We start from the raw sequence: 25666 nt of genomic DNA on the forward strand, positions 1-25666 counted from the left end.
ATCTTAATTTAAATATAGATAAATAAATTTCGGGAGGTGAAAAGATGCCAACTATTAGCCAATTAGTAAGAAAAGGCAGAAAAACAACAGCAGCAAAATCAACTGCACCAGCACTTAAAGAGTGCCCACAAAAAAGAGGAGTATGTACAGTAGTTAAAACAACAACTCCAAAGAAGCCTAACTCAGCGTTAAGAAAAATTGCAAGAGTAAGACTTACAAATGGATTTGAAGTGACTGCATACATTGGTGGTGTAGGCCATAACTTACAAGAACATAGTGTTGTTCTTATAAGAGGTGGTAGAGTTAAGGACCTTCCTGGTGTTAGATACCATATTGTAAGAGGTGCATTAGATTGTGCTGGAGTAGCTAACAGAATGCAAGGAAGATCAAAGTACGGTGCTAAGAAACCTAAGCAAAAATAGGATTTCTTAAAGTAGTTTAGTGCTAATCTTCTCATTTACATAGATTTATAATTTTTAGTTTATATAGATGCAAGAGGAAGAGCGCTTTACGGTATGAAAAATACCGAGTACCGATGAACTTAAATTTAAATTGTTAAGGAGGGAAGAAAAGTGCCAAGAAAAGGACATATCGCAAAAAGAGATGTATTACCAGATCCAGTATACAACTCAAAAGTTGTTACAAAGTTTATAAACAGTATAATGGAAGATGGTAAGAAAGGTGTAGCTCAAAAAATCTGTTACGATGCATTTGAGTTAATAGCACAAAGAAGTGGTAAAGAAGCTTTAGAAGTTTTTGAAGAAGCTATGAACAATGTAATGCCATTACTAGAAGTTAAAGCTAGAAGAATAGGTGGTGCTACATATCAAGTTCCTATGGAAGTTAGACCAGAAAGAAGACAGACATTAGGAATTAGATGGATGTTAATAGCAGCAAGAAAAAGAGGCGAAAAGCTAATGTGCGAAAGAGTTGCAGGAGAATTATTAGATGCATCTAATAATACTGGAGCAGCTGTTAAAAAGAGAGAAGATACTCATAAGATGGCAGAAGCTAATAAAGCATTTGCTCATTACAGATATTAATATATATAAACTGTTTTGGCTAGTGCCAAGACAGTTTTGTCAAATTTATACTTACTATTTGAGAGGAGGACAAATAAATGGCTAGAAAATATACTTTAGATAAGTTTCGTAATTTCGGTATAATGGCTCATATTGATGCTGGTAAAACAACAACAACAGAGCGTATACTATTCTATACAGGAATGAGTCATAAAATAGGAGAAGTTCATGACGGTCAAGCGACAATGGATTGGATGGTTCAAGAACAAGAAAGAGGTATAACAATTACTTCAGCAGCTACTACATGTGAATGGAAAGAACATGAATTAAATATCATCGATACTCCTGGTCACGTAGACTTCACAGTAGAAGTTGAAAGATCATTAAGAGTACTTGATGGAGCAGTTACAGTTCTTGATGCTAAAAGTGGGGTTGAACCACAAACTGAAACTGTTTGGAGACAGGCGGATAAGTACGGTGTTCCAAGAATGATTTATGTAAATAAGATGGATGCAACAGGTGCAGATTTCTTTAGATGTGTTAACACTGTAAGAGATAGATTAAAAGCTAATGCAGTTCCAATTCAAATTCCAATAGGTGGAGAAGAAAACTTTAAAGGAATGATAGATCTTATAGAAAATCATGCTATTTTATATTATGATGATCTTGGAAAAGATATGAGAACTGAAGAAATTCCTGCTGAATATGCTGAACAAGCAGAAGAATACAGAGGTGCTATGGTTGAAGCAATAGCTGAAACTGATGAAGAATTAATGATGAAATACTTAGATGGGGAAGAAATTACAGCAGATGAATTACATGTTGCTTTAAGAAAAGCTACAATAGCTAATGAAATTTATCCATGTATTTGTGGTTCTTCATACAAGAATAAAGGTGTTCAACAAATGATCGATGGAGTTGTGGCTTATTTACCATCACCATTAGATATACCAGCAGTATCAGGAACTACATTAGAAGGAGAAGAAGATCATAGAGAAGCTTCAGATTCTGAACCATTATCTGCTTTAGCATTTAAAATTGCTACTGATCCATTCGTTGGTAAGTTAGCATATACAAGAATCTATTCAGGTATAATGGAAAGTGGTTCATATGTTCTTAACTCAACTAAGGGTAAGAAAGAAAGAATCGGTAGACTTGTTAAGATGCATTCTAATTCAAGACAAGAAGTTGAATCATTAGAAGCAGGTGAATTAGGAGCAATAATAGGTTTAAAGAACACAACTACTGGAGATACTTTATGTTCAGAAAAAGAACCAATAATTCTTGAATCAATGGAATTCCCAGAACCTGTTATACATGTAGCTATAGAGCCAAAAACAAAAGCAGGTCAAGAAAAGATGGGATTAGCGTTAGCTAAATTAGCTGAAGAAGATCCAACATTCAAAACTCACACTGATCAAGAAACAGGTCAAACTATAATAGGTGGTATGGGTGAGCTTCATTTAGAAATTATCGTTGATAGATTACAAAGAGAATTCAAAGTTGAATGTAATGTTGGAGCACCACAAGTTGCTTATAAAGAAACAATTAGAAGTGCTGTCAAAGCAGAAGCTAAATACGCTAAGCAATCAGGTGGTAAAGGTCAATACGGTCATGCTGTAATTGAAATGGAACCAACTGAAGGAGAATATGTATTTGAAAATGCTATCGTAGGTGGAGCTATTCCTAAAGAATATATCCCAGCTATAGATAATGGTATTCAAGAAGCAGCTTTAAATGGTATTATTGCTGGATACAATGTTATTAACTTTAAAGTTAAGTTAGTACACGGTTCATACCATGATGTTGACTCATCAGAAATGGCATTTAAGATTGCCGGATCTATGGCATTTAAAAATGCTATGGCTAAAGCTAATCCAGTACTTTTAGAACCTATGATGAAAGTTGAAATAACAGTTCCAGAAGAATATATGGGAGATGTTATTGGAGACGTTAACTCAAGAAGAGGTAGAATGGAAGGAATGGAAGCTGTTAATGGAGCTCAAGTTATTAGAGCGTTTATACCATTATCAGAAATGTTCGGATATGCTACTTCATTAAGATCTAGAACTCAAGGTAGAGGAGTTTACTCAATGGTATTCGATCACTACGAAGAAGTTCCAAAGAATATTCAAGAACAAGTTGCTGGAAACAGAGCTAAGTAATATAATAAATTTGAAATATTAGAATCAGTGTAAATATAATAATTACAAAAAAGATTCTTTAAAATTAATTTATAATAAGGGAGGATTTTACAATGTCAAAAGCAAAATTTGAGAGAAGTAAACCACACGTAAATATTGGAACAATCGGTCACGTAGACCATGGTAAGACTACATTAACGGCTGCAATCACAACAGTTTTAGCAAACAGAGGATATGCAGAAGCATTTAACTATGCAGATATCGATAAGGCTCCAGAAGAAAAAGAAAGAGGAATCACAATCAATACTGCACACGTTGAATACGAAACAGAAAACAGACACTATGCTCACGTTGACTGTCCAGGACATGCTGACTATGTTAAGAACATGATTACAGGAGCAGCACAAATGGATGGAGCTATCCTAGTATGTTCAGCAGCAGATGGTCCAATGCCACAAACAAGAGAACATATCCTACTAGCATCAAGAGTTGGAGTTGACTACATCGTAGTATTCTTAAACAAAGCAGATATGGTAGATGACGAAGAATTATTAGAATTAGTTGAAATGGAAGTTAGAGAATTATTAAGCGAATATAACTTCCCAGGAGATGATATTCCAGTAATTAAGGGTTCAGCATTACAAGCATTAGAAAACCCAACAGATGAAGCTAAAATAGCTCCAATCTTAGAATTAATGGAAGCAGTAGATAGCTACATTCCAACTCCAGAAAGAGCAACTGATAAACCATTTATCATGCCTATCGAAGATGTATTTACAATCACAGGTAGAGGAACAGTTGCAACTGGTAGAGTTGAAACTGGAGTACTTCACGTAGGAGACGAAGTTGAAATCGTAGGATTAAGTGAAGAAAAGAGAAAGACTACAGTAACAGGAATCGAAATGTTCAGAAAGTTATTAGATGAAGCACAAGCTGGAGATAATATAGGAGCATTATTAAGAGGTGTTCAAAGAACTGATATCGAAAGAGGTCAAGTATTATCTTTACCAAATTCAGTACACCCACACACAAACTTTGTAGGTCAAGTATACGTACTTAAAAAAGAAGAAGGTGGAAGACATACTCCATTCTTTGATGGATATAGACCACAATTCTACTTCAGAACAACAGACGTTACAGGATCAATAAAATTACCAGATGGAATGGAAATGGTAATGCCAGGAGATCACATTGATATGAAAGTTGAATTAATCACTCCAGTAGCTATGGATGAAGGATTAAGATTCGCTATCAGAGAAGGTGGAAGAACTGTAGGTTCAGGAGTTGTTACTAGCATAGCTAAATAATAACTTGCTTAAAATGAAAAAATCTAATTAGAATACAAGATAAGGTAGAGGAAAAAGCGCTATTCTCTACCTTATTTTTTTTGTAAAATAAAAGTTGAATTTACACTGTAATGAATTATAGAAGAAATAAATAAAAATAATAAAAGTATTGAAATTTATCTTAAATCCAATTAGAATAATAAAAGAAATAAAAAGAGAGAAAACATCTTGATTATATAAAATAAAAAACTTGAAGAAAAGTATAAAAAAAACTTGAAAAAGATTAGCAAGAATAGTATAATGAAGAAGTTGCATAGCATACAGCGATGAATCAAGAGGTTGCCGGACTTCCGGGTAATTCTTGATGAGTAAGTTTGGATCTAGAATCCGACGACAGGGATTTTATAAAGTTGTGGCGAGTAATGAAACACCCGGAGCAGTTTATAGAATGGCCGCTGTTGTGCGTTAGAAGTAAAGCGTACATGAAAAGGAGGGAAACCAAAATGTCAAAGCAAAAAATAAGAATCAGATTAAAAGCATTTGATCATACAATATTAGATCAATCAGCTGAAAAAATCGTTGAAACTGCAAAAACATCAGGAGCTAAAGTAGTAGGACCAGTTCCATTACCAACTGAAAAAGATGTTGTTACAATATTAAGAGCAGTTCATAAGTACAAAGATTCAAGAGAACAATTTGAAATCAGAACTCATAAGAGATTGATCGACATAGTTAATCCATCACCTAAAACTGTTGATGCATTAATGAGATTAAATCTTCCAGCTGGTGTGGATATAGAAATCAAACTATAAGCTGGAAATAAAATAAAAGACGAACTATTATGATTGGAAACAGTCCGCTAATTAGTTTAGGAGGTGTAGATACATGAAAAAAGCTATAATGGGAAGAAAAATAGGAATGACTCAAATCTTTAATGAAGCAGGAAAAGTTATTCCAGTAACTGTAGTAGAAGCTGGTCCATGTGTTGTTGTTCAAAAGAAAACAACAGAAAAAGATGGATACGAAGCAATACAAGTTGGTTTTGATGAAATAAGAGAAAAATTAGCTAACAAACCAGCTAAAGGACATTTCGCTAAAGCAGGAGTAACTTTAAGAAGAACTCTTAAAGAATTCAGACTTGAAGATATAACTGCATACGAAGTTGGTCAAGAAATAAAAGCTGATGTATTTGAAGCAGGAGAAAAAGTTGATGTATCAGGAGTTTCTAAAGGTAAGGGATTCCAAGGTGTTATAAAAAGATGGAATCAACAAAGAGGACCAATGAGTCACGGTTCTAAATTCCATAGAGCACCAGGATCAATGGGAGCTTCTTCAGACCCATCAAGAACATTCAAAAATAAAAGAATGCCAGGACATATGGGATCTGTTAACACAACAGTAATGAATTTAGAAGTAGTTAAAGTAATAGCTGAAAAGAACTTATTATTAATTAAGGGTGGAATCCCAGGACCTAATAAAGGTACAGTAGTAATAAGAAATGCAGTTAAAGCTTAATTTCTGAAGGAAAGGAGGAAACATAATGCCTACAGTAGGATTATTTAATCAAGAAGGAAAACAAGTTGGAGATATAGAATTAAATGCAAATGTGTTTGAAACAGAAGTAAATGCACATGCATTACACCAAGTAGTAGTTGCTTTATTAGCTAATAAGAGACAAGGAACTCAATCAGCTAAGACAAGAACTGAGGTTAGAGGAGGCGGAATTAAGCCTTGGAGACAAAAAGGTACTGGTAGAGCAAGACAAGGTTCTATTAGAGCACCACAATGGATTAAGGGTGGAGTTGTATTTGCACCAAAGCCAAGAGATTACAGAGTTTCAGTGCCAAAGAGCATGAGAAAAGTTGCTATGACATCAGCATTAACTAGCAAGGTTAATGATGGTCAAATGGTTGTTTTAGAATCATTAGCTTTTGAAGCACCAAAAACTAAGCAAGTTATAGAAATGTTAAAAGCTTTCGAAGCTAAGAAGACATTAATAGTAACTGCTGAATCAAATGAAGCTGTATACAAATCAGCAAGAAACATCCAAGGGGTTAATGTTATCCCAGTAAACAACATCAATGTATATGATTTATTAAAATTTGAAAAATTAATCATAACTAAAGATGCTGTATCAAAAATTGAGGAGGTGTACGCATAATGAAATTAACAAGCCATGACATAATAAGAAAGCCAGTTATAACTGAAAAGAGTATGGCAGCTATGGCAGAAAAAAAGTACACTTTCATGGTTCACGTAAATGCTAATAAATCTCAAATAAAGAGAGCTGTGGAAGAAGTTTTTGATGTTAAAGTTGAAGATGTTAAAACTATAAATGGTTTAGGAAAAACTAAAAGAATGGGCGTACATGTAGGAAAGAGATCTGACTACAAGAAAGCTATTGTTACATTAACAGAAGAAAGCAAAGGAATTGAATTCTTCGAAGGATTACAATAGTAGATTAAGGCCATTATTGGTGAAAACACCAGAAAAGCTGAAAAAAAGGAGGGAATTGTAATGGCAGTTAAAAAGTTTAACCCAATTACACCAGCAAGAAGACAAATGACTATGCCAACATTTGAAGAAATAACTTCACAACAACCAGAAAAGTCACTTCTTGTTGCACTAAAAAGCAAAGCAGGTAGAAATGCTCAAGGTAAAATTACTGTAAGACACCGTGGCGGCGGAGTTAAGAGAAAATACAGAATTATAGATTTTAAAAGAAATAAGGATTCAGTTCCAGCTAAGGTTGCAAGTATAGAATATGATCCAAATAGATCAGCATATATTGCACTTGTTGTTTATGCAGATGGAGAAAAGAGATACATAATTGCACCAGCAGGCTTAAATGTTGGAGATGTAGTAGTGTCTGGACCAGATGCAGATATCAAACCAGGTAATGCTCTTCCATTAAAGAACATTCCAGTTGGTACAGTTATCCATAATATCGAACTACAAAAAGGTAAAGGTGGCCAATTAGTTAGAGCTGCTGGTAACTCAGCACAATTAATGGCTAAAGAAGGCGATTACGCAACTTTAAGATTACCTTCAGGTGAAATGAGATATGTAAGAATAGAATGTAGAGCAACAATCGGAACAGTGTCTAATGCAACAAACGATATCGTTAATATTGGTAAAGCAGGAAGAAAGAGACACATGGGTTGGAGACCTACAGTTAGAGGATCTGTTATGAACCCTAACGATCACCCTCACGGTGGTGGAGAAGGTAAATCACCAGTTGGTAGACCGAGTCCAGTTACTCCATGGGGTAAACCAGCGCTTGGATACAAAACTAGAAAGAATAAAAAATATTCTGATAGATTTATTATCAAGGGTAGAAACGCTAAGTAGTTTGAAGAGAATAGTAATTTCTCTTCCAGCTTATCGTAGTAAGATTTATGAAGGGAGGCAATGTTAGTGAGTAGATCAACAAAAAAAGCACCTTTTGTTCATAAAGGACTTTTAAAGAAAATAGAAGAAATGAATGCAAGTGGAGATAAGAAGGTTGTAAAAACTTGGTCAAGAAGTTCAACTGTTTTTCCACAAATGATTGGTCATACAATCGCAGTTCATGACGGAAGAAAACATGTTCCAGTTTATTTATCAGAAGATATGGTTGGACACAAACTAGGTGAGTTCGTATTAACTAGAACTTACAGAGGTCATGTAGCAGATAAAACATCAAAAAGAAAGTAGCCTGGAAAGGAGGAACATAAATGGAAGCTAGAGCTATAGCTAAATATATTAGAATGTCTCCAATGAAAGTAGGAGTTGTTCTTAATTTAATAAGAGGAAAACAAGTTAAAGAAGCTTTTGCTATTTTAGAATATACTCCAAGAGAAGCAGCAGTGGCAATTAAAAAAGTTTTAAAATCAGCTGTTGCAAATGCAGAAAATAATTTAGAATTAAACGCTGATAACTTATATGTTTCAGAAGCTTTTGTTGGTGAAGGTCCAATACTTAAGAGATTCAGACCAATGGATCACGGTAAGGCATTCAGAATCAATAAAAGAACTAGTCATATAACAGTAGTTGTTAAAGAAAGAGCTTAATATAGAAGGAGGGAAATTTAAGTGGGTCAAAAAGTACATCCTCACGGTCTTAGAGTAGGCGTTATCAAAGGATGGGATGCAAAGTGGTATGCTAATAAAAAAGACTTTGCTGATAATCTTGTAGAAGATAACAAAATAAGAAAATTTGTTAAAAAAGAACTTTTCTCAGCTGGTATTTCTAAAATAGAAATCGAAAGAGCTGCTAAAAGAGTTAAATTAAATATATATACTGCTAAACCAGGTGTTGTTATTGGTAAAGGTGGAGCTGGTATAGAAGCTTTAAAAAATAAGTTAACTGGTTATATTTCTGGAAAGAATATATTAATCAACATAGTAGAAGTTAAAAATGCTGAATCAGATGCTCAATTAATGGCAGAAAACATTGCTGCACAATTAGAAAAGAGAATTTCATTCAGAAGAGCTATGAAGCAAACAATACAAAGAGGTATGAAACACGGAATAAAAGGTGTTAAGACTGCTTGTTCTGGTAGATTAGGTGGAGCTGAAATAGCAAGAACTGAACAATATCATGAAGGAACAATTCCACTACAAACATTAAGAGCTGATATAAACTATGGATTTGCTGAAGCAGATACAACATACGGAAAAATCGGAGTTAAAGTTTGGGTTTATAATGGAGAAGTTCTTCCAACTAAGAAAGTAGAGAAGGAAGAAGCTAACGCATAGGAAAGGAGGAATAGATCATGTTAATGCCTAAAAGAGTAAAACATCGTAAGGTACAACGTGGTAGAATGAAAGGTAAAGCTACAAGAGGTAATTTCTTAGCTTATGGAGATTTCGGTCTTCAAGCAACAACTTGTGGATGGATTACAAGTAATCAAATTGAAGCTGCCAGAATTGCTATCAATAGATATATAAAAAGAGGTGGAAAACTTTGGATAAAGATTTTCCCGGATAAACCAGTAACAGAAAAACCTGCTGAAACAAGAATGGGATCTGGTAAAGGATCACCAGAATATTGGGTTGCAGTTGTTAAACCTAATAGAGTAGTATTCGAGTTATCAGGAGTTGCTGAAGAAGTTGCAAGAGAAGCAATGAGACTTGCATCACACAAACTTCCTGTAAAAACAAAGTTTGTTACAAGAAGAGATTTTGAGGAAATGGGTGGTGAAAAATAATGAAGGCTAGAGAATTAAAAGAATTAAAATCAAGCAATCCTCAAGATTTAGCAGTTAAGCTAACTGATCTTAAAGCTGAATTATTTAACTTAAGATTCCAATTAGCTACAGGACAATTAGAAAATCCTATGAGAATTAGAGAAGTAAAAAAATCTATAGCCCAAATAAAGACCATCTTAAGAGAAGACGAACTAAGGGCGTTAGAGCAGTAAATCTGGAAGGAGGTAGCCCTAATGGAAAGAGGATTAAGAAAGAAAAGAACTGGTAGAGTTGTTTCTGATAAAATGGATAAAACTATCGTAGTTGCTGTTGAAACTAAGGTTAGACATCCACTATATGGTAAAACAGTTAACAGAACTACAAAGTTTAAAGTTCATGATGAAAATAATGAAGCAAGAATTAACGATAGAGTATCAATAATGGAAACTAGACCTTTATCTAAAGATAAAAGATGGAGACTTGTTGAAATAGTTGAAAAGGCTAAATAGGCTTTAAAACTGAAAGGAGGGTAATTCAAATGATACAACAACAAACTTTACTAAAAGTTGCAGATAATTCAGGTGCAAAAGAAATTATGTGTATTAGAGTATTAGGTGGATCAAAAAGAAAATTTGGTAATATCAGTGATGTTATCGTAGCTAGCGTTAAAAGTGCAACACCAGGCGGAGTTGTTAAAAAAGGTGAAGTTGTAAAAGCAGTTGTAGTTAGATCAGTAAAAGGATTAAGAAGAGCGGACGGTTCATATATCAAATTCGATGAAAATGCTGCAGTTATCATAAAAGATGATAAACAACCAAGAGGTACTCGTATCTTTGGACCTGTTGCTAGGGAGCTAAGAGATAAAGAATTTAATAAAATTTTATCATTAGCACCAGAAGTTCTATAAGAGGAGGTGTCTTACTTGAAGGTACATGTAAGAAAGAATGATACAGTTATAGTTATATCTGGAAAAGATAAAGGTAAAACTGGAGAAGTTTTAAAAGTATTTCCTAAGACAGGAAAAGTTCTTGTTCAAGGAATTAACATAGTTAAAAAGCATCAAAAAGCTAATAAAAATCAAACTGAAAGTTCTATAATTGAAAGAGAAGCTGCAATTAATAGTTCAAAGGTTATGTTATATTGTAATAAGTGCAAAAATGCTACTAGAATTAGTAACAAAATATTAGAAGATGGTACTAAAGTTAGAGTATGCAAGAAGTGCTCAGAAACATTCTAGAATCTGAAAGGAGGTAACCAATATGACAAGACTTCAAGAAAAATATCAAAAAGAAGTAATTCCGGCAATGATCGAAAAGTTCGGATATAAAAATATAATGGAAGTTCCAAAGCTAGAAAAGATCGTAATTAATATGGGTGTTGGAGAAGCTAAGGAAAACCAAAAAGTTTTAGAATCAGCAGTTAGTGATTTAACTTTAATATCTGGTCAAAAACCAATATTAACTAGAGCAAAAAAATCAGTTGCTAACTTTAAAATAAGAGAAAATATGGCTTTAGGATGTAAGGTTACTCTAAGAAAAGCTAAAATGTTCGAATTCGCTGATAAATTAATGAGTATCGCATTACCTAGAGTAAGAGATTTCAGAGGAGTTTCAGCTAAGGCATTTGATGGTAGAGGAAACTATTCATTAGGAATAAAAGAACAATTAATATTCCCAGAAATAGAATATGATAAGATTGATAAAGTTAGAGGAATGGATATAATCTTCGTTACAACAGCAAATACAGACGAAGAAGCTAGAGAATTATTAAGATTCCTAGGAATGCCATTCGCTCAATAATAAGGAGGGAAACATATTGGCACGTAAAGCTATTATTGAAAAATGGAGCAAAACTCCTAAATACAAAACTAGAGCTTATACAAGATGTAGAATATGTGGAAGACCACATGCTGTACTAAGAAAATACGGAGTATGCCGTATTTGTTTTAGAGAACTTGCTTATAAGGGAGAAATTCCTGGTTGCAAGAAAGCAAGTTGGTAATAGACATAATGTAATGAAAGGAGGCACATTAAATGGTTATGACAGATCCGATAGCAGATTTACTAACACGTGTAAGAAATGCTAATTCTGTAAGACACGAAGTGGTGGAAGTACCTTCTTCAAATGTTAAGAAGGCAATTGCAAATATATTATTACAAGAGGGTTATATAAAAGAAATTAATGAATATAACGACGGAGTAGTACCAATGTTAAGAATAACTCTTAAATACGGTGCTAATAATGAAAGAGTTATAACTGGGATTAAGAGAATTTCTAAACCAGGTTTAAGAGTATATTGTAAAAAAGACGAAGTACCAAAAGTTCTTAATGGATTAGGTGTTGCTGTTGTTTCAACTTCAAAGGGATTAATGGTTGACAGAGAAGCTAGAAAGAACGGATTAGGTGGCGAAGTACTTTGCTACGTTTGGTAGTATTTAAATTTTGATAATAAACAGAAATTGTAGTTTAATAGAAGATACAATTTTATAAATAATACAGGAGGTGTACTTATGTCAAGAGTTGGTAGATTACCAATAGCTATTCCTGCTGGCGTAACTGTAACTGTAACACCAGACAACGTTGTTACAGTTAAAGGTCCAAAAGGCGAATTAGTTAAAGCTATGCATAAAGACATAAATATAGCAATTGAAAACAATGAAGTAGTTGTTACAAGACCTAGTGATCAAAAAAATCACAGAGCTCTTCATGGTTTAACAAGAGCATTACTTAATAATATGGTAATCGGAGTAAACGAAGGTTACCAAAAGAGTTTAGATTTAGTTGGTGTTGGTTACAGAGCTCAATTACAAGGCAAAAAACTTGTAATGAACCTTGGATATTCACATCCAGTTGAAATAGAACCTGTAGATGGAATCACATTCGAAACTCCAGCTGCAACTAAGGTAATTGTTAAGGGAATTGACAAAGAAAAAGTTGGAGCTGCTGCAGCAGATATAAGAAAATGGAGAGTACCAGAACCATACAAGGGTAAAGGTATTAAGTTCGAAAATGAAGTGATCAGACGTAAAGAAGGTAAAACTGGTAAGAAATAATAGGAAGGAGTGAGCTTTATGTTTAAAAAGGTAGACAAAAAGGCAAGTAGAGAAAAACGTCACCTTAGAGTTCGTAAGAAAATCTTTGGTACTTCTGAAAGACCAAGACTTTCAGTTTTCAGAAGTGAAAAGAATATATACGCACAAATTATTGATGACGTAAATGCTGTTACAATAGTAGCTGCTTCAAGTTTAGATAAAGAATTTTCTGCTAAAGGTGGAAATAAAGAAGGTGCTAAACTTGTAGGAGAAGCTGTAGCTAAAAAAGCTATAGAAAAAGGAATCACTGAAGTTGTATTTGACAGAGGTGGATACGTATATCACGGAAGAATTCAAGAATTAGCAGAAGGCGCTAGAGAAGCGGGCTTAAAATTCTAAGATACGAGGAGGGAAATAAATGAGAATCGATCCTAGTACACTAGACCTTAAAGAAAAGGTTGTTTATATAAACAGAGTTACTAAGGTTGTTAAAGGTGGTAGAAACTTCAGATTCAGCGCTTTAGTTGTTGTTGGAGATGAGAATGGCCACGTTGGAGTTGGAATGGGTAAATCTATTGAAATTCCAGAAGCAATCAAAAAAGGAATAGAAGATGCTAAGAAAAACTTAGTAAGTGTTGCTATAGTAGGTACAACTGTTCCTCATGAAATAAACGGTAGATTTGGAACTGGAAATGTTCTAATAATGCCAGCTAAAGAAGGTACAGGAGTTATTGCTGGAGGTCCAGCAAGAGCGGTACTAGAATTAGCAGGATTAAAGGATGTAAGAGCTAAGTCATTAGGTTCTAACAATCCTAAGAACATGGTTAATGCAACAATAAACGGATTAGCAAGCTTAAGAACAGCTGAAGAAATAGCTAAATTAAGAGGAAAATCTGTTGAAGAAATATTAGGTTAGGAGGTATTGCAATGGCTAAATTAAGAGTTACTTTAGTAAAGAGCTTAATAGGTAGAAAAAAAGATCATATTGCTACTGCAAATGCTCTTGGACTTAAGAAGATACACAAAATAGTAGAACATGAGGGAACACCTCAAATCAAAGGTATGTTAAAGAAAATTGATTACCTATTAAAGATAGAAGAAATATAATAATAAGGAGGTGTACTGAATATGAAACTTCATGAATTAAAACCAGCAGTAGGTAGCAAGAAAGCTCCTAAGAGAGTCGGAAGAGGTACAGGTTCTGGTTTAGGAAGAAATGCTGGTAAAGGTGAAAAAGGTCAAAACGCAAGATCAGGTGGTGGAGTAAGACCTGGTTTCGAAGGAGGCCAAATGCCTTTATACAGAAGACTTCCTAAGAGAGGTTTTACAAATATTTTTGCTAAGAGCTATGTTAGTATTAATGTAGATAGATTAAATATATTTGAAAATGGTACTGAAATAACTCCAGAAGTATTACTTGAAAGAAGAGTTATCAGTAAAGTATTAGATGGAGTAAAGATTCTTGGAAACGGAAATTTAGAAAAATCCTTAACAATAAAAGGATGTAAGTTCTCAAAGTCTGCAATAGAAAAGATCGAAGCAGCTGGAGGAAAAGTTGAGGTGATTTAAGAATGCTTCAAACTTTACGTAATGCATTTAAAGTTTCTGAACTAAGGAAAAAATTCCTGTGGATATTATTATTAATTGCAGTTTTCAGGATGGGAAGTCATATTCCTGTTCCTGGAATTAATGCAGAATATCTAAAGAGGATATCTGAGTCAGGTGGCTTAATAGGCTTTTATGATTTACTTTCAGGGGGCGCATTTAGTAGATTTAGTATATTTGCATTAGGTGTTATGCCGTACATTAATGCTTCTATCATAATGCAACTATTAACAGTTGCTATACCTCAATTAGAACAACTTTCTAAAGAAGGTGAAGATGGAAGAAAGAAAATACAAAATGCTACTCGTTATGTAGCTCTAGGTATATCATTTATATTAGCCTTTGGAATATATGCAACTATTGCTAACAGTGGTGCTACAGCAGGAATAAGTACTGTAGAAATGCTTATAGTTATTTTTGCACTAGTTGTAGGCTCAACATTTTGTATGTGGTTAGGAGATCAGCTTACTGTTAATGGAATAGGAAATGGTACTTCAATATTAATTTTTGTTAATATAGTATCTAGAATTCCTATGACAATTGCTTCAATTGCTGCTTCTAAACAAGCAGGAAATGTAAGTATAGTAGAAGTTACGTTATTTGGAGTATTTTTTGTTGCATTATTAGCAACAGTATTGTATTTCTCATTAGCAGAAAGAAGAATCCCTGTTCAATATGCTGGAAAAGCTGTTGGTGGAAGTAAGATGATGAAGAATCAAACAAGTCATATTCCATTAAGCATTATTGGATCAGCTGTTATCGCAATAATATTTGCGATGTCAGTTATGGATTTCCCTAAGACTATAGCGACTTTTATGCCAAATAAGAGTTGGTCTATGTGGGTTTTAAATAATAAAACTTGTATTTTTAATTCTGAAAGTTGGATGTATTTAATATTGTATGCAATACTTACATTATTTTTTACTTGGTTTTACACTCAAATTACATTTAAGCCGGATGAAATGGCTGAGAATTTGCATAAATCTACAGGATTTATACCAGGAGTAAGACCAGGAGAGGCAACAACAGAATATTTTGAAAGAATTCTTAATAGAGTATCTATGATAGGTGGATTATTAGCAGCAGTATTAGCTGTAACACCAGTCTTAATTCAAAATTATACAGAGTTTAAAAATATATCATTTTCAGGAACAGCACTTTTAATTGTTATAGGAGTTGCATTAGATTTTAATAGACAAGTGGAATCACAAATGACAATGCGACACTATAAAGGATTTCTTAAATAGATTAAATAAATGGAGATGAAGCCCGTGAAGATAGTATTACTAGGTCCTCCTGGAGCCGGGAAAGGAACACAGGCAAAGTCAATTAGTAATAGATATTCAATTCCACATATATCTACTGGTGATATTTTTAGAAAAAATATTTCTGAAAACACTCCACTTGGAGTAGAAGCTAAAAGATATATGGATAACGGACAATTAGTTCCTGATGAAGTCACTATTAACATGGTTAAAGACAGATTACAAGAAGAGGATTGTTTAGGTGGATATTTATTAGATGGTTTTCCAAGAACTGTAGCTCAAGCAAATGCTCTTAATGACTTTCTTGTAAATAAAGAAAAACAATTAGATACTTCATTATTAATAGAAGTACCTAGCGACTTTATATTAGAAAGAATGACAGGTAGAAGAGTATGTCCATCATGTGGAGCTAGTTATCATATTAAGTTTAATCCTCCAACGAATGATGGTAAATGTGACTTGTGCGGAAGTGAGGTTATACAAAGAAAAGACGATACAGTTGAAACTGTAAAGGAAAGGCTAGATGTATATGAAAACCAAACTCAGCCGCTAATTGAGTTTTATAAAAATAAAAATTTACTTTCAGTAGTAGATGGCACAAAAGCTATAAATGAAGTTTTCAAAAGTATTTGTAAAATGCTAGAGGAGCAATAAAACATGATTGTTATTAAAAACGATAATGAAATTGCTTTAATGAGAAAATCAGGCAGAATAGTTGCTGAAACATTATTATTACTAGAAGAAAAAGTAAAACCTGGTATAACTACTGCAGAATTAGACAGGGTAGCAGAAGAATTTATAACTAAGCATGGAGCGAAACCTTCTTTTAAAGGTTTGTATGGTTTCCCTTCGTCACTATGTATTTCTGTGAATGAGCAAGTAGTACATGGGATACCAGGAAGATATGAATTAAAAGATGGTGACATAGTTAGTGTTGACTGTGGAGCATTCATTGATGGATTCCATGGAGATGCGGCAAGAACCTTTCCGGTTGGAGAAGTTACAAAACAAGCTCAGAAATTAATCGATGTAACAAGAAAAAGTTTCTTTGAAGGTATAAAATTTGCCAAAGAAGGAAATAGATTAAGTAGTATATCACACGAAATACAAAACTACATTGAGGCAGCAGGTTTCTCAGTAGTAAGAGACTTTGTAGGTCATGGGATCGGAAGAAAAGTTCATGAAGATCCAGAAGTGCCAAATTTCGGGATAGAAGGCAGAGGTCCAAAGTTGGTTAAAGGTATGGTATTGGCTATAGAACCTATGGTTAATGCAGGATCTTACAAAGTAAGAACTTTAAGAAATGGTTGGACAGTTGTAACAGTAGATGGTAGCGTATCAGCACACTATGAAAATACAGTTGCAATTTTGCCAGATGGACCAGAGATATTAACACTTATTAAGTAGAAACAGAGTGTTGCTTAGTTATAAATTTGCATGATACTTATTTGTTGAATGTTAATTTATTACTAAGGTAATCATCGAGGTGAAAAGTTTGCAAAGCAATGACTTGATTGGAAAAATAGTACTTTCAAAAGCAGGAAGAGATATTAATCATTTATATGTTATTGTTAGGCAGCTAGATAATGATTATGTATTGTTATCTAACGGAAATGCAAAAACAATTAATATGCCTAAAAAGAAAAATCTTAAACATTTAAGTATTTTAGAAACTATAGATGAAGAAATAGTATCATCTATAAAATTATGCGATAAAAGTACTGATTTAAAAATTAAGAGATTTTTAAAACTTAGAAGCATTGTTAAGGAGGGTTGATTACCTTATGTCAAAAGATGATGTTATAGAAATGCAAGGTACTGTACTAGAATCTTTACCAAATGCTATGTTTCAAGTTGAACTTGAAAGTGGTCATAAAATTCTAGCACATATATCAGGAAAATTAAGAATGAACTTCATTAGAATTCTACCTGGGGATAAAGTTACTGTGGAACTTTCTCCATATGACTTAACTAGAGGAAGAATTACATGGAGAGCAAAATAAGATAGATAATAAATAGTTTTATATCTATCACTAGAAATATGAGGAGGGTTAGCTATGAAAGTAAGACCATCAGTTAAGCCTATTTGCGAAAAGTGCAAAGTAATAAGAAGAAAAGGAAGAGTAATGGTTATCTGTGAAAATCCTAAGCACAAGCAAAAACAAGGTTAATGATCAATTTTACAATAAACTTACATTATGAGCATAAATAATATTGACATTTTCTTAAAAGTCAAATATGATTATATAGTCGTTTAATTAATCAAAAAATAGATTTTAGGAGCGGCTGCAATGGGTAAGTCTATTGACCTAAAATTTTATTATATAATTTTTAAATCAACTTTTATGCATTTCAATAATCAGGAGGTGTAAATTTTAATGGCAAGAATATCAGGTGTTGACCTACCAAGAGAAAAAAGAGTTGAAATTGGTTTAACTTATATCTATGGAATAGGTCTATCAACTTCACAAAAAATCTTATCTTTAACAGGAATTAATCCTGACACAAGAGTTAAAGATTTATCAGAAGACGAAGTAAATGAAATAAGAACTTATATAAATAAGAACTTAATGGTTGAAGGTGACTTAAGAAGAGATGTTGCTTTAAACATTAAGAGATTAGTAGAAATAGGATCATATAGAGGAATTAGACATAGAAGAGGTCTTCCAGTTAGAGGACAAAAGACTAAAACTAATGCTAGAACAAGAAAAGGTCCTAAGAAGACAATGGCAAATAAAAAGAAATAGTAAGGAGGTAAGGTAGGTAATGGCAGCTCAAAAAGTTAAGAAGACTAGAAGAAGAAAAGAAAGAAAGAATGTTGAGCATGGTGCAGCGCACATAAAATCAACTTTCAATAATTCAATAGTTACTTTAACAGATGCAGCAGGTAATGCTTTATCATGGTCAAGTGCAGGAGCACTAGGTTTTAGAGGATCAAGAAAGAGTACACCATTCGCAGCTCAAATGGCAGCAGAAACTGCAGCCAAAGCAGCAATGGAACATGGCTTAAAGAGTATAGAGGTTTACGTTAAAGGTCCTGGTTCAGGAAGAGAAGCAGCTATAAGATCTTTACAAGCAGCAGGATTAGAAGTAACTTTAATTAAAGATGTTACTCCAATTCCACATAATGGTTGTAGACCACCAAAGAGAAGAAGAGTTTAATATAACCGTAATAGGAGGTGTAATTTAATGGCAAGATATACTGGAGCTACATGCAGATTATGTAGAAGAGAAGGTATGAAATTATTCCTTAAAGGGGATAGATGTTTCACAGATAAATGTGCTTTCGTTAGAAGAAGCTACGCACCAGGACAACATGGCGCGAATAAGAAAAAGATGTCAAACTATGGAGTTCAATTAAGAGAAAAACAAAAAGCTAGAAGAATTTATGGCGTATTAGAAGGCCAATTCAGAACATATTATGAAAAAGCTGAACACATGAAAGGTATAACAGGTGAAAACTTACTTAGATTACTAGAAATGAGACTTGATAATGTAGTTTATAGATTAGGTTACGGATCATCAAGAAATGAAGCTAGACAATTAGTTACTCATGGACATTTCTTAGTAAATGGTAAGAAGGTTGACATTTGTTCATATAGTGTTTCAGTTAATGATGTAATTACTGTATGCGAAAAAAGCAGATCAAGTGAAAAGTTTAAGACTTTTGTAGAAAATCCTAAGACTTTACCAAAATGGTTAGAAGCTAATGTTGATAACTATGAAGGAAAAGTAGTTGCAGTGCCATCAAGAGAAGATATAGATGTGCCTGTTAACGAAACACTTATTGTTGAGTTATACAGTAAATAATATATTTATATTTGTTAGGCAAATTTATCACATTATATGCAAATATAGAATCAGTTGCCCTCAGAATAAGGTTGCCATTTATAATATAAGGAGGGTTTGTGGATGTTAGAAATCGAAAAGCCAATAATAGAATGTATAGAATCCAATGAAGACGGTACTTATGGAAAATATGTTGTTGAACCACTTGAAAGAGGATATGCAATTACTTTAGGTAATGCCTTAAGAAGAATATTGTTATCATCTCTTCCAGGTGTAGCAACTACTTCTGTTAAGATTGATGGAGTTCTTCATGAGTTTTCTACTGTTCAAGGAGTTAAAGAAGATGTTACAGAATTAATTCTTAATATTAAATCATTAGCTCTAAGAATGAATGGTGAAGGTCCTAAAGTTATTTATATTGATGCTAAAGGACCAGGTAAGGTTACTGGAGCAGATATAAAGACTGATGGAGATGTTGAAGTTGTTAATAAGGATTTACATATTGCAACTTTAGATAATGATGGAAGACTTTATATGGAGTTAACTGTTAATAAAGGAAGAGGATATGTTACTCAAAATAAAAATAAGAGTGAAGAATTACCTATTTCATCAATTGCAGTTGATTCTATCTACACACCAGTAAAAAGAGTTAATTTTACTGTTGACAACACTAGAGTTGGTCAAATTACTGATTATGATAAATTAACTTTAGAAATTTGGACTAATGGAACTATAAGAATTGATGAAGCTATAAGTTTATCAGCAAAAATTCTAATAGAACATTTTAAATTATTTATGTCGTTAACAGATAACACTAACGATGTTGAAATAATGATAGAAAAAGAAGAAGATAAAAAAGAAAAAGTCCTAGAAATGACTGTAGAAGAACTTGATTTATCAGTTAGATCATATAACTGTTTAAAGAGAGCTGGAATTAATACAGTTCAAGAACTTGCTACCAAATCAATGGATGATATGATGAAAGTTAGAAATCTAGGAAAGAAATCTTTAGAAGAAGTTGAGAGAAAACTTAAAGAGTTAGGTTTATGCTTAAAACTAAACGATGAGTAAGGAGGTAAATCCATGGCAGGTTATCGTAAGCTAGGTCTTCCTACAGACCAAAGAAAAGCTATGCTAAGAAATCTTGTTACAAGTTTATTAAAACACGGTAAGATTGAAACAACTGTAACAAGAGCTAAAGAAACTAGATCTCTTGCAGAAAAGATGATTACTCTTGCTAAGAGAGGAGATCTTCACGCTAGAAGACAGGCGTTAGCTTTTGTACAAGAAGAATTAGTTGTTAAAAATTTATTTGATAACGTAGCTCCAAAATACGCTGAAAGAAACGGCGGATATACAAGAATGTATAAAAAAGGTCCTAGAAGAGGAGACGGAGCAGAAGTAGTAATACTTGAGTTAGTATAATTTATAAAGGGGATTAAGTTTATACTTAGTCCCCATTTTAACATATAAAAATAAAAAACTAATATATTATAGAAGCGTTTTTTAAAAATAAGGTGAGATATCTATTACTTTTTCTTGAAGTTATAGTATTTTAGTATATAATTAATTTAGTTAAGCCATGTATATATATTTTAAATTTAAATAGAGATTAGAGACTTTTGTATAATGTATTAGCACTTATAGATTTATGGAGGTTAAAAATGAATCAGGAAATGATAAAGTGTACTGATGTATCTTTCAAATATATTAAAAATGAAGAAGGAAACACAGAAGAAAAGTATGCTGTTAAGAATGTTAATTTTAAAGTTAATAAAGGTGAATTTCTAGTAATTTTAGGTCATAATGGATCAGGAAAATCTACAATAGCAAAACATATGAATGCATTACTTACACCAAGTAGTGGAACCGTTATAGTAGATGGATTAGATACAAGTAATGGAGAAAATTTATGGGAAATTAGATCAAAAGCTGGAATGGTATTTCAAAATCCCGATAACCAGTTAGTAGCAACTATAGTAGAGGAAGATGTAGCGTTTGGACCAGAAAATTTAGGCGTTGAGTCATCTGAAATAAGACATAGAGTTGATGAAAGTTTAAATAGGGTTGGTATGAGTGAGTATAAAAGACATGCTCCACATCTTTTATCAGGTGGTCAAAAGCAAAGAATTGCTATTGCAGGAATATTAGCAATTCAACCAGAGTGTATAATCTTTGATGAACCAACAGCTATGCTTGATCCATCAGGTAGAAAAGATGTTTTAAGAACCATGAAGGATATAAATAAAAATTATGGTATTACTATAGTGTTAATAACCCATTATATGGATGAAGCTGCTCAAGCTGACAGAATTATAGTTATGGATGGTGGAGAAGTTAAAATGGAAGGAACACCTAAAGAAATTTTTCCACAAGTTGAAATGATGAAACAAATAGGTTTAGATGTTCCACAAGTTACTGAATTAGCATATGAGTTAATAAAAGAGGGGATAAATATTCCTAAGGAAATATTAAATGTAGATGAGATGGTGAATGCGATATGTCAATTAAAGTAGAAAATTTAAAACATGTATATATGCCTAAAACGCCATTTGAAAAGATAGCTTTAGATAATGTAAATATGGAAATACAGGATGGAGAATTTGTAGCTTTAATTGGGCATACAGGATCAGGAAAGTCAACATTAATTCAACATTTTAATGGATTATTAGAAGCTACAAGTGGAAAAATAATAGTTGATGGTACAGAAATAACGGATAAAAAGGTAAATTTAACAGATGTTAGAAAGAAAGTTGGACTTGTGTTTCAATATCCTGAATATCAGCTTTTTGAGGAAACAATAGCAGAAGATATAGCTTTTGGACCTAAAAATTTAGGGCTAGATACAGAGGAAATAAAAAAGAGGGTTATTAGATCTATGGAGATGGTGGGTCTTGATTATGAAACATATAAAGATAAATCACCATTTGATTTAAGTGGAGGCCAAAAAAGACGAGTAGCAATAGCTGGGGTTATAGCAATGAAACCAACTACTTTAATTTTGGATGAACCTACTGCAGGATTAGATCCTAAGGGAAGAGATGATATATTAGATCAAATAAGTAAATTACATAAAGAGTATAATATGACAATTATATTGGTTAGTCATAGTATGGAAGATGTAGCTAAAATAGCCGAAAGAATAGTTGTTATGAATCATGGAAAAGTAGCTTTACAAGGGGCACCAGCTGAAGTATTTAAAGAAGTAGATACATTAGAAAGGATAGGATTAGGAGTACCACAAGTGACTTATTTAATAAGAGAGCTTAGAAAAAAAGGTTTACCGATTTCTGACAATGTATTTACGATAGAAGAAGCAAAAAAAGAACTTAGGAAAATATTAAAAGATAACTAATAAGTTATTTTGATATATATATTTCAATAATAATTATTCAATAAATTAGATAACTTTATACTTTTTTGTTGAAGATTTAAATTTTTTAAATATATCGGTTAATTATTACTTTTAAGTAAGAGGGGAGGAAATTTGTCAAAAATATAAAGTATAAAAATTAATATATGTTCTAATTAAATTATTAAATTTATAATATTTTATAAAATTCTTATAGAAAATTATGTCTTGAATTAATAGTATCTAATTAGAAGCATATATATGATAAATTTTCTATATAAGTTTCGCACTATACTAGTAAATCATAGCATTTATAATTATTTTAAGATTTATATTAATGAACAAACTTTACTGGAACTTATAGATAACAGAATTATTAAGTAAAAAATTTTTATATGATTTTGGCAATATAACAAGTATGTTAAAAGATATTACTATAGGACAATATATACCTGGAGACTCATTTATTCATAAATTAGATCCTAGAACTAAGATAATAATATCAATATTGTTTATTATATGTTTATTTATAATAAACAAGTTTATAGGATATACTTTTGTTGTGGCTTTCTTAGTTGGAATAATATTAGTAGCTAAGATACCACCTAGATTTATATTTAATGGCTTAAAACCAGTATTTTTATTAATTGCATTAACTGCAGTATTGAATATATTTATGATTAGAGGGACTGCTGATACATTAGTACTAAAAATAGGCTTTTTATCAATATATGAAGAAGGTCTAAAACTAGCAGGATTTATGGCATTAAGATTAATATTTTTAATAATTGGGACATCATTACTAACATTAACAACATCACCAATAGAATTAACTGATGGTATAGAAAAATTAATAAGACCTATTGGTAAAGAAATGGCACATGAACTTGCTATGATGATGACAATAGCTTTAAGATTTATACCTACATTAATGGATGAAACTGATAAAATAATGAAAGCACAAAAAGCACGAGGGGCAGATTTTGAATCAGGAAATATAATTAAAAAAGCAAAAAGTTTAATTCCTTTATTAGTACCTTTGTTTATAAGTTCATTTAGAAGAGCTGATGAACTAGCAATGGCAATGGAAGCAAGAGGATATAGAGGTGGATCAGGTAGAACTAGAATGAAAGTATTAAGATTTACATATAAAGATACAATAGCTTTTGGTGTATTTTTAGTACTTGTATTATGGAGCATTATAGTTAGATTTATTTTTTAAATAAGAGGAAGTATATGAGAAATATAAAGTTGGTAATTGAATTTGATGGAACAAATTTTTGTGGATGGCAAAGGCAGAAACAAGACAGAACTGTACAGGGATGTATAGAAAATGCTATATTAAAAGTCACTGGAGAAAAGAGTCTAACAAATGGTAGTTCTAGAACAGATGCGGGTGTGCATGCTAAAGCTATGGTAGCAAATTTTTTTACAAATAGTAAAATACCAGGAGAGAAATTTAGAGAGGCACTAAATACTAAATTACCAGAGGATGTTGCAATAATAAAATCAGAAGAAGTTAATTCAGATTTCCATGCTAGGTATTCTTCAAAAGGGAAAATGTATTCATATACAATTGTAAATAGATATGAAAAATTATCATTTGGAAAACAATATTTACATCATGTAAGAGAAAAGTTAAATGTTAATAATATGATAAATGCATGTGAATATTTTTTAGGAAAACATGATTTTAGAGCTTTTATGTCTCCTGGAAGTTCTGTTAAAACTACAGTAAGAACTATTACAGATATACACATAGAGCAAAATGAAAATATTATAAAAATTTTTGTTAGTGCAGATGGATTTTTATATAATATGGTAAGAATAATAGTTGGAACTTTAATTAAAGTTGGAAATGGAAAAATAAACGTAGAAGACATTGAAGATATAATTAAAGAAGGAAATAGAAAAAGATCAGGAATGTGTGTACCACCTAACGGTTTAGTATTAGAAAAAGTTTTTTATTAAATATCGTAAAATTTGTTGACACGCCCGTGAGCGTGTATTATAATTAGTTTGTTTGTTAGAATATTTATGTATATAAGATCCACTAGCCCCGGGTCTTGACATAAAATTGCATACTAAAATTAAAGTATAGCATAATGTAAGTTCAGGGAGGGAAAGAGATGAAATCATACATTGCAAAAGCGCAAGAAGTTCAAAGAAAATGGTATGTAGTTGACGCTGCTGATAAGCCACTAGGAAGAGTTGCTAGTCAAGTTGCTTCAATCTTAAGAGGTAAAAATAAACCAACATTTACACCAAATGTTGACTGTGGAGATTTTGTTGTAATAATTAACGCAGAAAAGGTTGTTTTAACTGGTAAAAAGTTAGATCAAAAAATGTTAAGAAAGCATAGTCTTTATCCAGGTGGATTAAAGGAAACTCCTTATAGAGAAGTATTAGCTAAGAAACCTGAATTCGCTTTTGAAGAAGCAGTAAGAAGAATGCTTCCAAAAGGAGTATTAGGAAGACAAATGCTAAAGAAATTAAAAGTATACAGAGGTGCTGAGCATAATCATGCAGCTCAACAACCAGAAGTACTAGAATTAAAGTACTAATATAATCTCGGGAGGAGGAAATAGAAAATGGCAAAAGTTCAATACATGGGTACTGGAAGAAGAAAAAAATCAGTTGCAAGAGTTAGACTTGTACCAGGAAGCGGTAAAGTAGTTATAAATAAAAGAGATAGTGAAACATATTTTGGTTTAGAAACTTTAAGAGTTATAGTTAACCAACCATTAGTTTTAACTGGAACTAAGGATAAGTTTGACGTTTTAGTAAATGTTCACGGTGGTGGATTTACAGGTCAAGCAGGAGCTATAAGACATGGTATAACTAGAGCTTTAGTTAAAGCTGATGAAGCTTTAAAGCCAGAATTAAAGAAGGCTGGATTCTTAACAAGAGATCCAAGAATGAAGGAAAGAAAGAAATACGGTCTTAAAAAAGCAAGAAGAGCTCCACAATTCTCAAAGAGATAGGATGCATCTTACTTACA

Annotated in this window: 42 protein-coding genes; all 42 read left to right on the plus strand. The window is 32.5% G+C overall.

What is annotated here, in order from left to right:
• Positions 1 to 44 precede the first annotated feature (44 nt).
• The 42 genes from rpsL (at position 45) to rpsI (ending at position 25649) form a co-directional block, all read left to right on the plus strand.
• Entirely contained in the window at positions 45 to 422 is a 378-nt protein-coding gene (rpsL, locus tag KYD98_RS09740; RefSeq protein ID WP_219779637.1) for a 30S ribosomal protein S12, read from the plus strand.
• Between the two features lie 150 nt (positions 423 to 572).
• Entirely contained in the window at positions 573 to 1043 is a 471-nt protein-coding gene (gene rpsG / locus KYD98_RS09745) for a 30S ribosomal protein S7 (RefSeq protein WP_219779639.1), read from the plus strand.
• Positions 1044 to 1120: 77 nt separating this feature from the next.
• Entirely contained in the window at positions 1121 to 3187 is a 2067-nt protein-coding gene (gene fusA / locus KYD98_RS09750) for an elongation factor G (RefSeq protein WP_219779642.1), read from the plus strand.
• A 92-nt stretch (positions 3188 to 3279) separates the two neighbouring features.
• On the plus strand, positions 3280 to 4473 hold the full coding sequence (gene tuf, locus KYD98_RS09755; protein ID WP_219779620.1) for an elongation factor Tu: 1194 nt from the start codon (positions 3280 to 3282) through the stop codon (positions 4471 to 4473).
• Between the two features lie 482 nt (positions 4474 to 4955).
• The gene (gene rpsJ / locus KYD98_RS09760) at positions 4956 to 5264 is read left to right on the plus strand and encodes a 30S ribosomal protein S10 (RefSeq protein WP_002582605.1); all 309 of its coding nucleotides are present in this window, start codon (positions 4956 to 4958) and stop codon (positions 5262 to 5264) included.
• Between the two features lie 73 nt (positions 5265 to 5337).
• Positions 5338 to 5967: a 50S ribosomal protein L3 gene (rplC, locus tag KYD98_RS09765; RefSeq protein ID WP_219779644.1), complete on the plus strand. Its 630-nt coding sequence runs from the start codon at positions 5338 to 5340 to the stop codon at positions 5965 to 5967.
• Positions 5968 to 5992: 25 nt separating this feature from the next.
• Positions 5993 to 6613 carry a 50S ribosomal protein L4 gene (gene rplD, locus KYD98_RS09770; RefSeq protein ID WP_219779646.1) on the plus strand — a complete coding sequence of 207 codons (621 nt, stop codon included), beginning with the start codon at positions 5993 to 5995 and terminating at the stop codon, positions 6611 to 6613.
• Positions 6613 to 6909: a 50S ribosomal protein L23 gene (gene rplW, locus KYD98_RS09775; RefSeq protein ID WP_219779648.1), complete on the plus strand. Its 297-nt coding sequence runs from the start codon at positions 6613 to 6615 to the stop codon at positions 6907 to 6909. Before rplD ends, rplW begins: the two co-directional genes overlap by 1 nt.
• A gap of 60 nt (positions 6910 to 6969) precedes the next feature.
• Entirely contained in the window at positions 6970 to 7803 is an 834-nt protein-coding gene (gene rplB, locus KYD98_RS09780; protein ID WP_219779649.1) for a 50S ribosomal protein L2, read from the plus strand.
• A 66-nt stretch (positions 7804 to 7869) separates the two neighbouring features.
• Positions 7870 to 8148, plus strand: a complete 279-nt coding sequence (rpsS, locus tag KYD98_RS09785; RefSeq protein WP_219779651.1) for a 30S ribosomal protein S19 — start codon at positions 7870 to 7872, stop codon at positions 8146 to 8148.
• A 20-nt stretch (positions 8149 to 8168) separates the two neighbouring features.
• The gene (gene rplV / locus KYD98_RS09790) at positions 8169 to 8504 is read left to right on the plus strand and encodes a 50S ribosomal protein L22 (protein WP_219779653.1); all 336 of its coding nucleotides are present in this window, start codon (positions 8169 to 8171) and stop codon (positions 8502 to 8504) included.
• 21 nt (positions 8505 to 8525) lie between these two features.
• On the plus strand, positions 8526 to 9191 hold the full coding sequence (rpsC, locus tag KYD98_RS09795) for a 30S ribosomal protein S3 (protein WP_219779655.1): 666 nt from the start codon (positions 8526 to 8528) through the stop codon (positions 9189 to 9191).
• Positions 9192 to 9208: 17 nt separating this feature from the next.
• The gene (rplP, locus tag KYD98_RS09800) at positions 9209 to 9643 is read left to right on the plus strand and encodes a 50S ribosomal protein L16 (RefSeq protein WP_219779657.1); all 435 of its coding nucleotides are present in this window, start codon (positions 9209 to 9211) and stop codon (positions 9641 to 9643) included.
• On the plus strand, positions 9643 to 9855 hold the full coding sequence (rpmC, locus tag KYD98_RS09805) for a 50S ribosomal protein L29 (RefSeq protein ID WP_219779659.1): 213 nt from the start codon (positions 9643 to 9645) through the stop codon (positions 9853 to 9855). Before rplP ends, rpmC begins: the two co-directional genes overlap by 1 nt.
• Positions 9856 to 9876: 21 nt before the next feature.
• Positions 9877 to 10131: a 30S ribosomal protein S17 gene (gene rpsQ / locus KYD98_RS09810; RefSeq protein ID WP_219779661.1), complete on the plus strand. Its 255-nt coding sequence runs from the start codon at positions 9877 to 9879 to the stop codon at positions 10129 to 10131.
• A gap of 29 nt (positions 10132 to 10160) precedes the next feature.
• Positions 10161 to 10529, plus strand: coding sequence for a 50S ribosomal protein L14 (rplN, locus tag KYD98_RS09815; RefSeq protein ID WP_090090813.1), 369 nt, complete (start codon positions 10161 to 10163; stop codon positions 10527 to 10529).
• 15 nt (positions 10530 to 10544) lie between these two features.
• Complete coding sequence (gene rplX / locus KYD98_RS09820; protein ID WP_219779663.1) at positions 10545 to 10859, plus strand: 50S ribosomal protein L24; 315 nt, start codon at positions 10545 to 10547, stop codon at positions 10857 to 10859.
• 22 nt (positions 10860 to 10881) lie between these two features.
• On the plus strand, positions 10882 to 11421 hold the full coding sequence (gene rplE / locus KYD98_RS09825) for a 50S ribosomal protein L5 (protein WP_219779665.1): 540 nt from the start codon (positions 10882 to 10884) through the stop codon (positions 11419 to 11421).
• A gap of 16 nt (positions 11422 to 11437) precedes the next feature.
• Positions 11438 to 11623, plus strand: coding sequence for a type Z 30S ribosomal protein S14 (locus tag KYD98_RS09830; protein WP_219779667.1), 186 nt, complete (start codon positions 11438 to 11440; stop codon positions 11621 to 11623).
• A gap of 32 nt (positions 11624 to 11655) precedes the next feature.
• Entirely contained in the window at positions 11656 to 12054 is a 399-nt protein-coding gene (rpsH, locus tag KYD98_RS09835; protein WP_219779669.1) for a 30S ribosomal protein S8, read from the plus strand.
• A gap of 78 nt (positions 12055 to 12132) precedes the next feature.
• Positions 12133 to 12675 carry a 50S ribosomal protein L6 gene (rplF, locus tag KYD98_RS09840; protein ID WP_219779672.1) on the plus strand — a complete coding sequence of 181 codons (543 nt, stop codon included), beginning with the start codon at positions 12133 to 12135 and terminating at the stop codon, positions 12673 to 12675.
• Between the two features lie 18 nt (positions 12676 to 12693).
• Complete coding sequence (rplR, locus tag KYD98_RS09845) at positions 12694 to 13053, plus strand: 50S ribosomal protein L18 (RefSeq protein ID WP_219779674.1); 360 nt, start codon at positions 12694 to 12696, stop codon at positions 13051 to 13053.
• Between the two features lie 19 nt (positions 13054 to 13072).
• A complete protein-coding gene (rpsE, locus tag KYD98_RS09850; protein WP_219779677.1) occupies positions 13073 to 13570 on the plus strand; it encodes a 30S ribosomal protein S5 in 498 nt (165 codons plus the stop codon).
• Between the two features lie 11 nt (positions 13571 to 13581).
• Positions 13582 to 13761, plus strand: coding sequence for a 50S ribosomal protein L30 (gene rpmD, locus KYD98_RS09855; protein ID WP_219779679.1), 180 nt, complete (start codon positions 13582 to 13584; stop codon positions 13759 to 13761).
• A gap of 21 nt (positions 13762 to 13782) precedes the next feature.
• On the plus strand, positions 13783 to 14223 hold the full coding sequence (rplO, locus tag KYD98_RS09860) for a 50S ribosomal protein L15 (protein WP_219779681.1): 441 nt from the start codon (positions 13783 to 13785) through the stop codon (positions 14221 to 14223).
• Positions 14224 to 14225: 2 nt separating this feature from the next.
• The gene (gene secY / locus KYD98_RS09865; protein ID WP_219779684.1) at positions 14226 to 15506 is read left to right on the plus strand and encodes a preprotein translocase subunit SecY; all 1281 of its coding nucleotides are present in this window, start codon (positions 14226 to 14228) and stop codon (positions 15504 to 15506) included.
• Between the two features lie 24 nt (positions 15507 to 15530).
• Positions 15531 to 16178 carry an adenylate kinase gene (locus KYD98_RS09870; protein WP_219779686.1) on the plus strand — a complete coding sequence of 216 codons (648 nt, stop codon included), beginning with the start codon at positions 15531 to 15533 and terminating at the stop codon, positions 16176 to 16178.
• Positions 16179 to 16181: 3 nt separating this feature from the next.
• Positions 16182 to 16931 carry a type I methionyl aminopeptidase gene (map, locus tag KYD98_RS09875; RefSeq protein ID WP_219779688.1) on the plus strand — a complete coding sequence of 250 codons (750 nt, stop codon included), beginning with the start codon at positions 16182 to 16184 and terminating at the stop codon, positions 16929 to 16931.
• 88 nt (positions 16932 to 17019) lie between these two features.
• Positions 17020 to 17301, plus strand: coding sequence for a KOW domain-containing RNA-binding protein (locus tag KYD98_RS09880; protein ID WP_219779690.1), 282 nt, complete (start codon positions 17020 to 17022; stop codon positions 17299 to 17301).
• Between the two features lie 7 nt (positions 17302 to 17308).
• The gene (infA, locus tag KYD98_RS09885; RefSeq protein WP_002582630.1) at positions 17309 to 17527 is read left to right on the plus strand and encodes a translation initiation factor IF-1; all 219 of its coding nucleotides are present in this window, start codon (positions 17309 to 17311) and stop codon (positions 17525 to 17527) included.
• 54 nt (positions 17528 to 17581) lie between these two features.
• Positions 17582 to 17695: a 50S ribosomal protein L36 gene (gene rpmJ, locus KYD98_RS09890; RefSeq protein ID WP_039312872.1), complete on the plus strand. Its 114-nt coding sequence runs from the start codon at positions 17582 to 17584 to the stop codon at positions 17693 to 17695.
• Positions 17696 to 17902: 207 nt separating this feature from the next.
• Complete coding sequence (gene rpsM, locus KYD98_RS09895; protein ID WP_090090837.1) at positions 17903 to 18271, plus strand: 30S ribosomal protein S13; 369 nt, start codon at positions 17903 to 17905, stop codon at positions 18269 to 18271.
• Positions 18272 to 18290: 19 nt separating this feature from the next.
• Positions 18291 to 18686, plus strand: coding sequence for a 30S ribosomal protein S11 (rpsK, locus tag KYD98_RS09900; protein WP_169105922.1), 396 nt, complete (start codon positions 18291 to 18293; stop codon positions 18684 to 18686).
• A gap of 27 nt (positions 18687 to 18713) precedes the next feature.
• Positions 18714 to 19334 (plus strand): 30S ribosomal protein S4, encoded by a 621-nt coding sequence (gene rpsD / locus KYD98_RS09905; RefSeq protein WP_219779692.1) that lies wholly within the window; start codon positions 18714 to 18716, stop codon positions 19332 to 19334.
• Positions 19335 to 19436: 102 nt separating this feature from the next.
• A complete protein-coding gene (locus KYD98_RS09910; protein WP_219779694.1) occupies positions 19437 to 20384 on the plus strand; it encodes a DNA-directed RNA polymerase subunit alpha in 948 nt (315 codons plus the stop codon).
• A 12-nt stretch (positions 20385 to 20396) separates the two neighbouring features.
• Positions 20397 to 20738, plus strand: a complete 342-nt coding sequence (gene rplQ, locus KYD98_RS09915) for a 50S ribosomal protein L17 (protein WP_219779696.1) — start codon at positions 20397 to 20399, stop codon at positions 20736 to 20738.
• A 239-nt stretch (positions 20739 to 20977) separates the two neighbouring features.
• Entirely contained in the window at positions 20978 to 21829 is an 852-nt protein-coding gene (locus KYD98_RS09920) for an energy-coupling factor transporter ATPase (RefSeq protein ID WP_219779698.1), read from the plus strand.
• The gene (locus tag KYD98_RS09925) at positions 21814 to 22668 is read left to right on the plus strand and encodes an energy-coupling factor transporter ATPase (protein ID WP_219779700.1); all 855 of its coding nucleotides are present in this window, start codon (positions 21814 to 21816) and stop codon (positions 22666 to 22668) included. The genes KYD98_RS09920 and KYD98_RS09925 overlap by 16 nt, the downstream gene beginning before the upstream one ends.
• Before the next feature lie 415 nt (positions 22669 to 23083).
• Positions 23084 to 23887, plus strand: coding sequence for an energy-coupling factor transporter transmembrane component T family protein (locus KYD98_RS09930; RefSeq protein WP_219779703.1), 804 nt, complete (start codon positions 23084 to 23086; stop codon positions 23885 to 23887).
• A 14-nt stretch (positions 23888 to 23901) separates the two neighbouring features.
• Entirely contained in the window at positions 23902 to 24636 is a 735-nt protein-coding gene (gene truA / locus KYD98_RS09935; protein ID WP_219779705.1) for a tRNA pseudouridine(38-40) synthase TruA, read from the plus strand.
• A 158-nt stretch (positions 24637 to 24794) separates the two neighbouring features.
• Positions 24795 to 25229: a 50S ribosomal protein L13 gene (gene rplM / locus KYD98_RS09940; RefSeq protein ID WP_219779707.1), complete on the plus strand. Its 435-nt coding sequence runs from the start codon at positions 24795 to 24797 to the stop codon at positions 25227 to 25229.
• A gap of 27 nt (positions 25230 to 25256) precedes the next feature.
• Positions 25257 to 25649: a 30S ribosomal protein S9 gene (gene rpsI, locus KYD98_RS09945; protein ID WP_219779709.1), complete on the plus strand. Its 393-nt coding sequence runs from the start codon at positions 25257 to 25259 to the stop codon at positions 25647 to 25649.
• Positions 25650 to 25666 lie beyond the last annotated feature (17 nt).

This window comes from Clostridium weizhouense, from assembly GCF_019431045.1.
Taxonomy (GTDB): Bacteria; Bacillota; Clostridia; order Clostridiales; family Clostridiaceae; genus Clostridium; species Clostridium weizhouense.

Bases quoted from the DNA above. Each gene is read 5' to 3' on its own strand.
- rpsL (WP_219779637.1), top strand. From the start codon at position 45: ATGCCAACTATTAGCCAATTAGTAAGAAAAGGCAGAAAAACAACAGCA.
- fusA (WP_219779642.1), top strand. From the start codon at position 1,121: ATGGCTAGAAAATATACTTTAGATAAGTTTCGTAATTTCGGTATAATG.
- tuf (WP_219779620.1), top strand. From the start codon at position 3,280: ATGTCAAAAGCAAAATTTGAGAGAAGTAAACCACACGTAAATATTGGA.
- rpsJ (WP_002582605.1), top strand. From the start codon at position 4,956: ATGTCAAAGCAAAAAATAAGAATCAGATTAAAAGCATTTGATCATACA.
- rplC (WP_219779644.1), top strand. From the start codon at position 5,338: ATGAAAAAAGCTATAATGGGAAGAAAAATAGGAATGACTCAAATCTTT.
- rplD (WP_219779646.1), top strand. From the start codon at position 5,993: ATGCCTACAGTAGGATTATTTAATCAAGAAGGAAAACAAGTTGGAGAT.
- rplW (WP_219779648.1), top strand. From the start codon at position 6,613: ATGAAATTAACAAGCCATGACATAATAAGAAAGCCAGTTATAACTGAA.
- rplB (WP_219779649.1), top strand. From the start codon at position 6,970: ATGGCAGTTAAAAAGTTTAACCCAATTACACCAGCAAGAAGACAAATG.
- rplV (WP_219779653.1), top strand. From the start codon at position 8,169: ATGGAAGCTAGAGCTATAGCTAAATATATTAGAATGTCTCCAATGAAA.
- rplP (WP_219779657.1), top strand. From the start codon at position 9,209: ATGTTAATGCCTAAAAGAGTAAAACATCGTAAGGTACAACGTGGTAGA.
- rpmC (WP_219779659.1), top strand. From the start codon at position 9,643: ATGAAGGCTAGAGAATTAAAAGAATTAAAATCAAGCAATCCTCAAGAT.
- rpsQ (WP_219779661.1), top strand. From the start codon at position 9,877: ATGGAAAGAGGATTAAGAAAGAAAAGAACTGGTAGAGTTGTTTCTGAT.
- rplN (WP_090090813.1), top strand. From the start codon at position 10,161: ATGATACAACAACAAACTTTACTAAAAGTTGCAGATAATTCAGGTGCA.
- rplE (WP_219779665.1), top strand. From the start codon at position 10,882: ATGACAAGACTTCAAGAAAAATATCAAAAAGAAGTAATTCCGGCAATG.
- rpsH (WP_219779669.1), top strand. From the start codon at position 11,656: ATGGTTATGACAGATCCGATAGCAGATTTACTAACACGTGTAAGAAAT.
- rplF (WP_219779672.1), top strand. From the start codon at position 12,133: ATGTCAAGAGTTGGTAGATTACCAATAGCTATTCCTGCTGGCGTAACT.
- rplR (WP_219779674.1), top strand. From the start codon at position 12,694: ATGTTTAAAAAGGTAGACAAAAAGGCAAGTAGAGAAAAACGTCACCTT.
- rpsE (WP_219779677.1), top strand. From the start codon at position 13,073: ATGAGAATCGATCCTAGTACACTAGACCTTAAAGAAAAGGTTGTTTAT.
- rpmD (WP_219779679.1), top strand. From the start codon at position 13,582: ATGGCTAAATTAAGAGTTACTTTAGTAAAGAGCTTAATAGGTAGAAAA.
- rplO (WP_219779681.1), top strand. From the start codon at position 13,783: ATGAAACTTCATGAATTAAAACCAGCAGTAGGTAGCAAGAAAGCTCCT.
- secY (WP_219779684.1), top strand. From the start codon at position 14,226: ATGCTTCAAACTTTACGTAATGCATTTAAAGTTTCTGAACTAAGGAAA.
- map (WP_219779688.1), top strand. From the start codon at position 16,182: ATGATTGTTATTAAAAACGATAATGAAATTGCTTTAATGAGAAAATCA.
- infA (WP_002582630.1), top strand. From the start codon at position 17,309: ATGTCAAAAGATGATGTTATAGAAATGCAAGGTACTGTACTAGAATCT.
- rpmJ (WP_039312872.1), top strand. From the start codon at position 17,582: ATGAAAGTAAGACCATCAGTTAAGCCTATTTGCGAAAAGTGCAAAGTA.
- rpsM (WP_090090837.1), top strand. From the start codon at position 17,903: ATGGCAAGAATATCAGGTGTTGACCTACCAAGAGAAAAAAGAGTTGAA.
- rpsK (WP_169105922.1), top strand. From the start codon at position 18,291: ATGGCAGCTCAAAAAGTTAAGAAGACTAGAAGAAGAAAAGAAAGAAAG.
- rpsD (WP_219779692.1), top strand. From the start codon at position 18,714: ATGGCAAGATATACTGGAGCTACATGCAGATTATGTAGAAGAGAAGGT.
- KYD98_RS09910 (WP_219779694.1), top strand. From the start codon at position 19,437: ATGTTAGAAATCGAAAAGCCAATAATAGAATGTATAGAATCCAATGAA.
- rplQ (WP_219779696.1), top strand. From the start codon at position 20,397: ATGGCAGGTTATCGTAAGCTAGGTCTTCCTACAGACCAAAGAAAAGCT.
- KYD98_RS09920 (WP_219779698.1), top strand. From the start codon at position 20,978: ATGAATCAGGAAATGATAAAGTGTACTGATGTATCTTTCAAATATATT.
- KYD98_RS09925 (WP_219779700.1), top strand. From the start codon at position 21,814: ATGTCAATTAAAGTAGAAAATTTAAAACATGTATATATGCCTAAAACG.
- KYD98_RS09930 (WP_219779703.1), top strand. From the start codon at position 23,084: ATGTTAAAAGATATTACTATAGGACAATATATACCTGGAGACTCATTT.
- truA (WP_219779705.1), top strand. From the start codon at position 23,902: ATGAGAAATATAAAGTTGGTAATTGAATTTGATGGAACAAATTTTTGT.
- rplM (WP_219779707.1), top strand. From the start codon at position 24,795: ATGAAATCATACATTGCAAAAGCGCAAGAAGTTCAAAGAAAATGGTAT.
- rpsI (WP_219779709.1), top strand. From the start codon at position 25,257: ATGGCAAAAGTTCAATACATGGGTACTGGAAGAAGAAAAAAATCAGTT.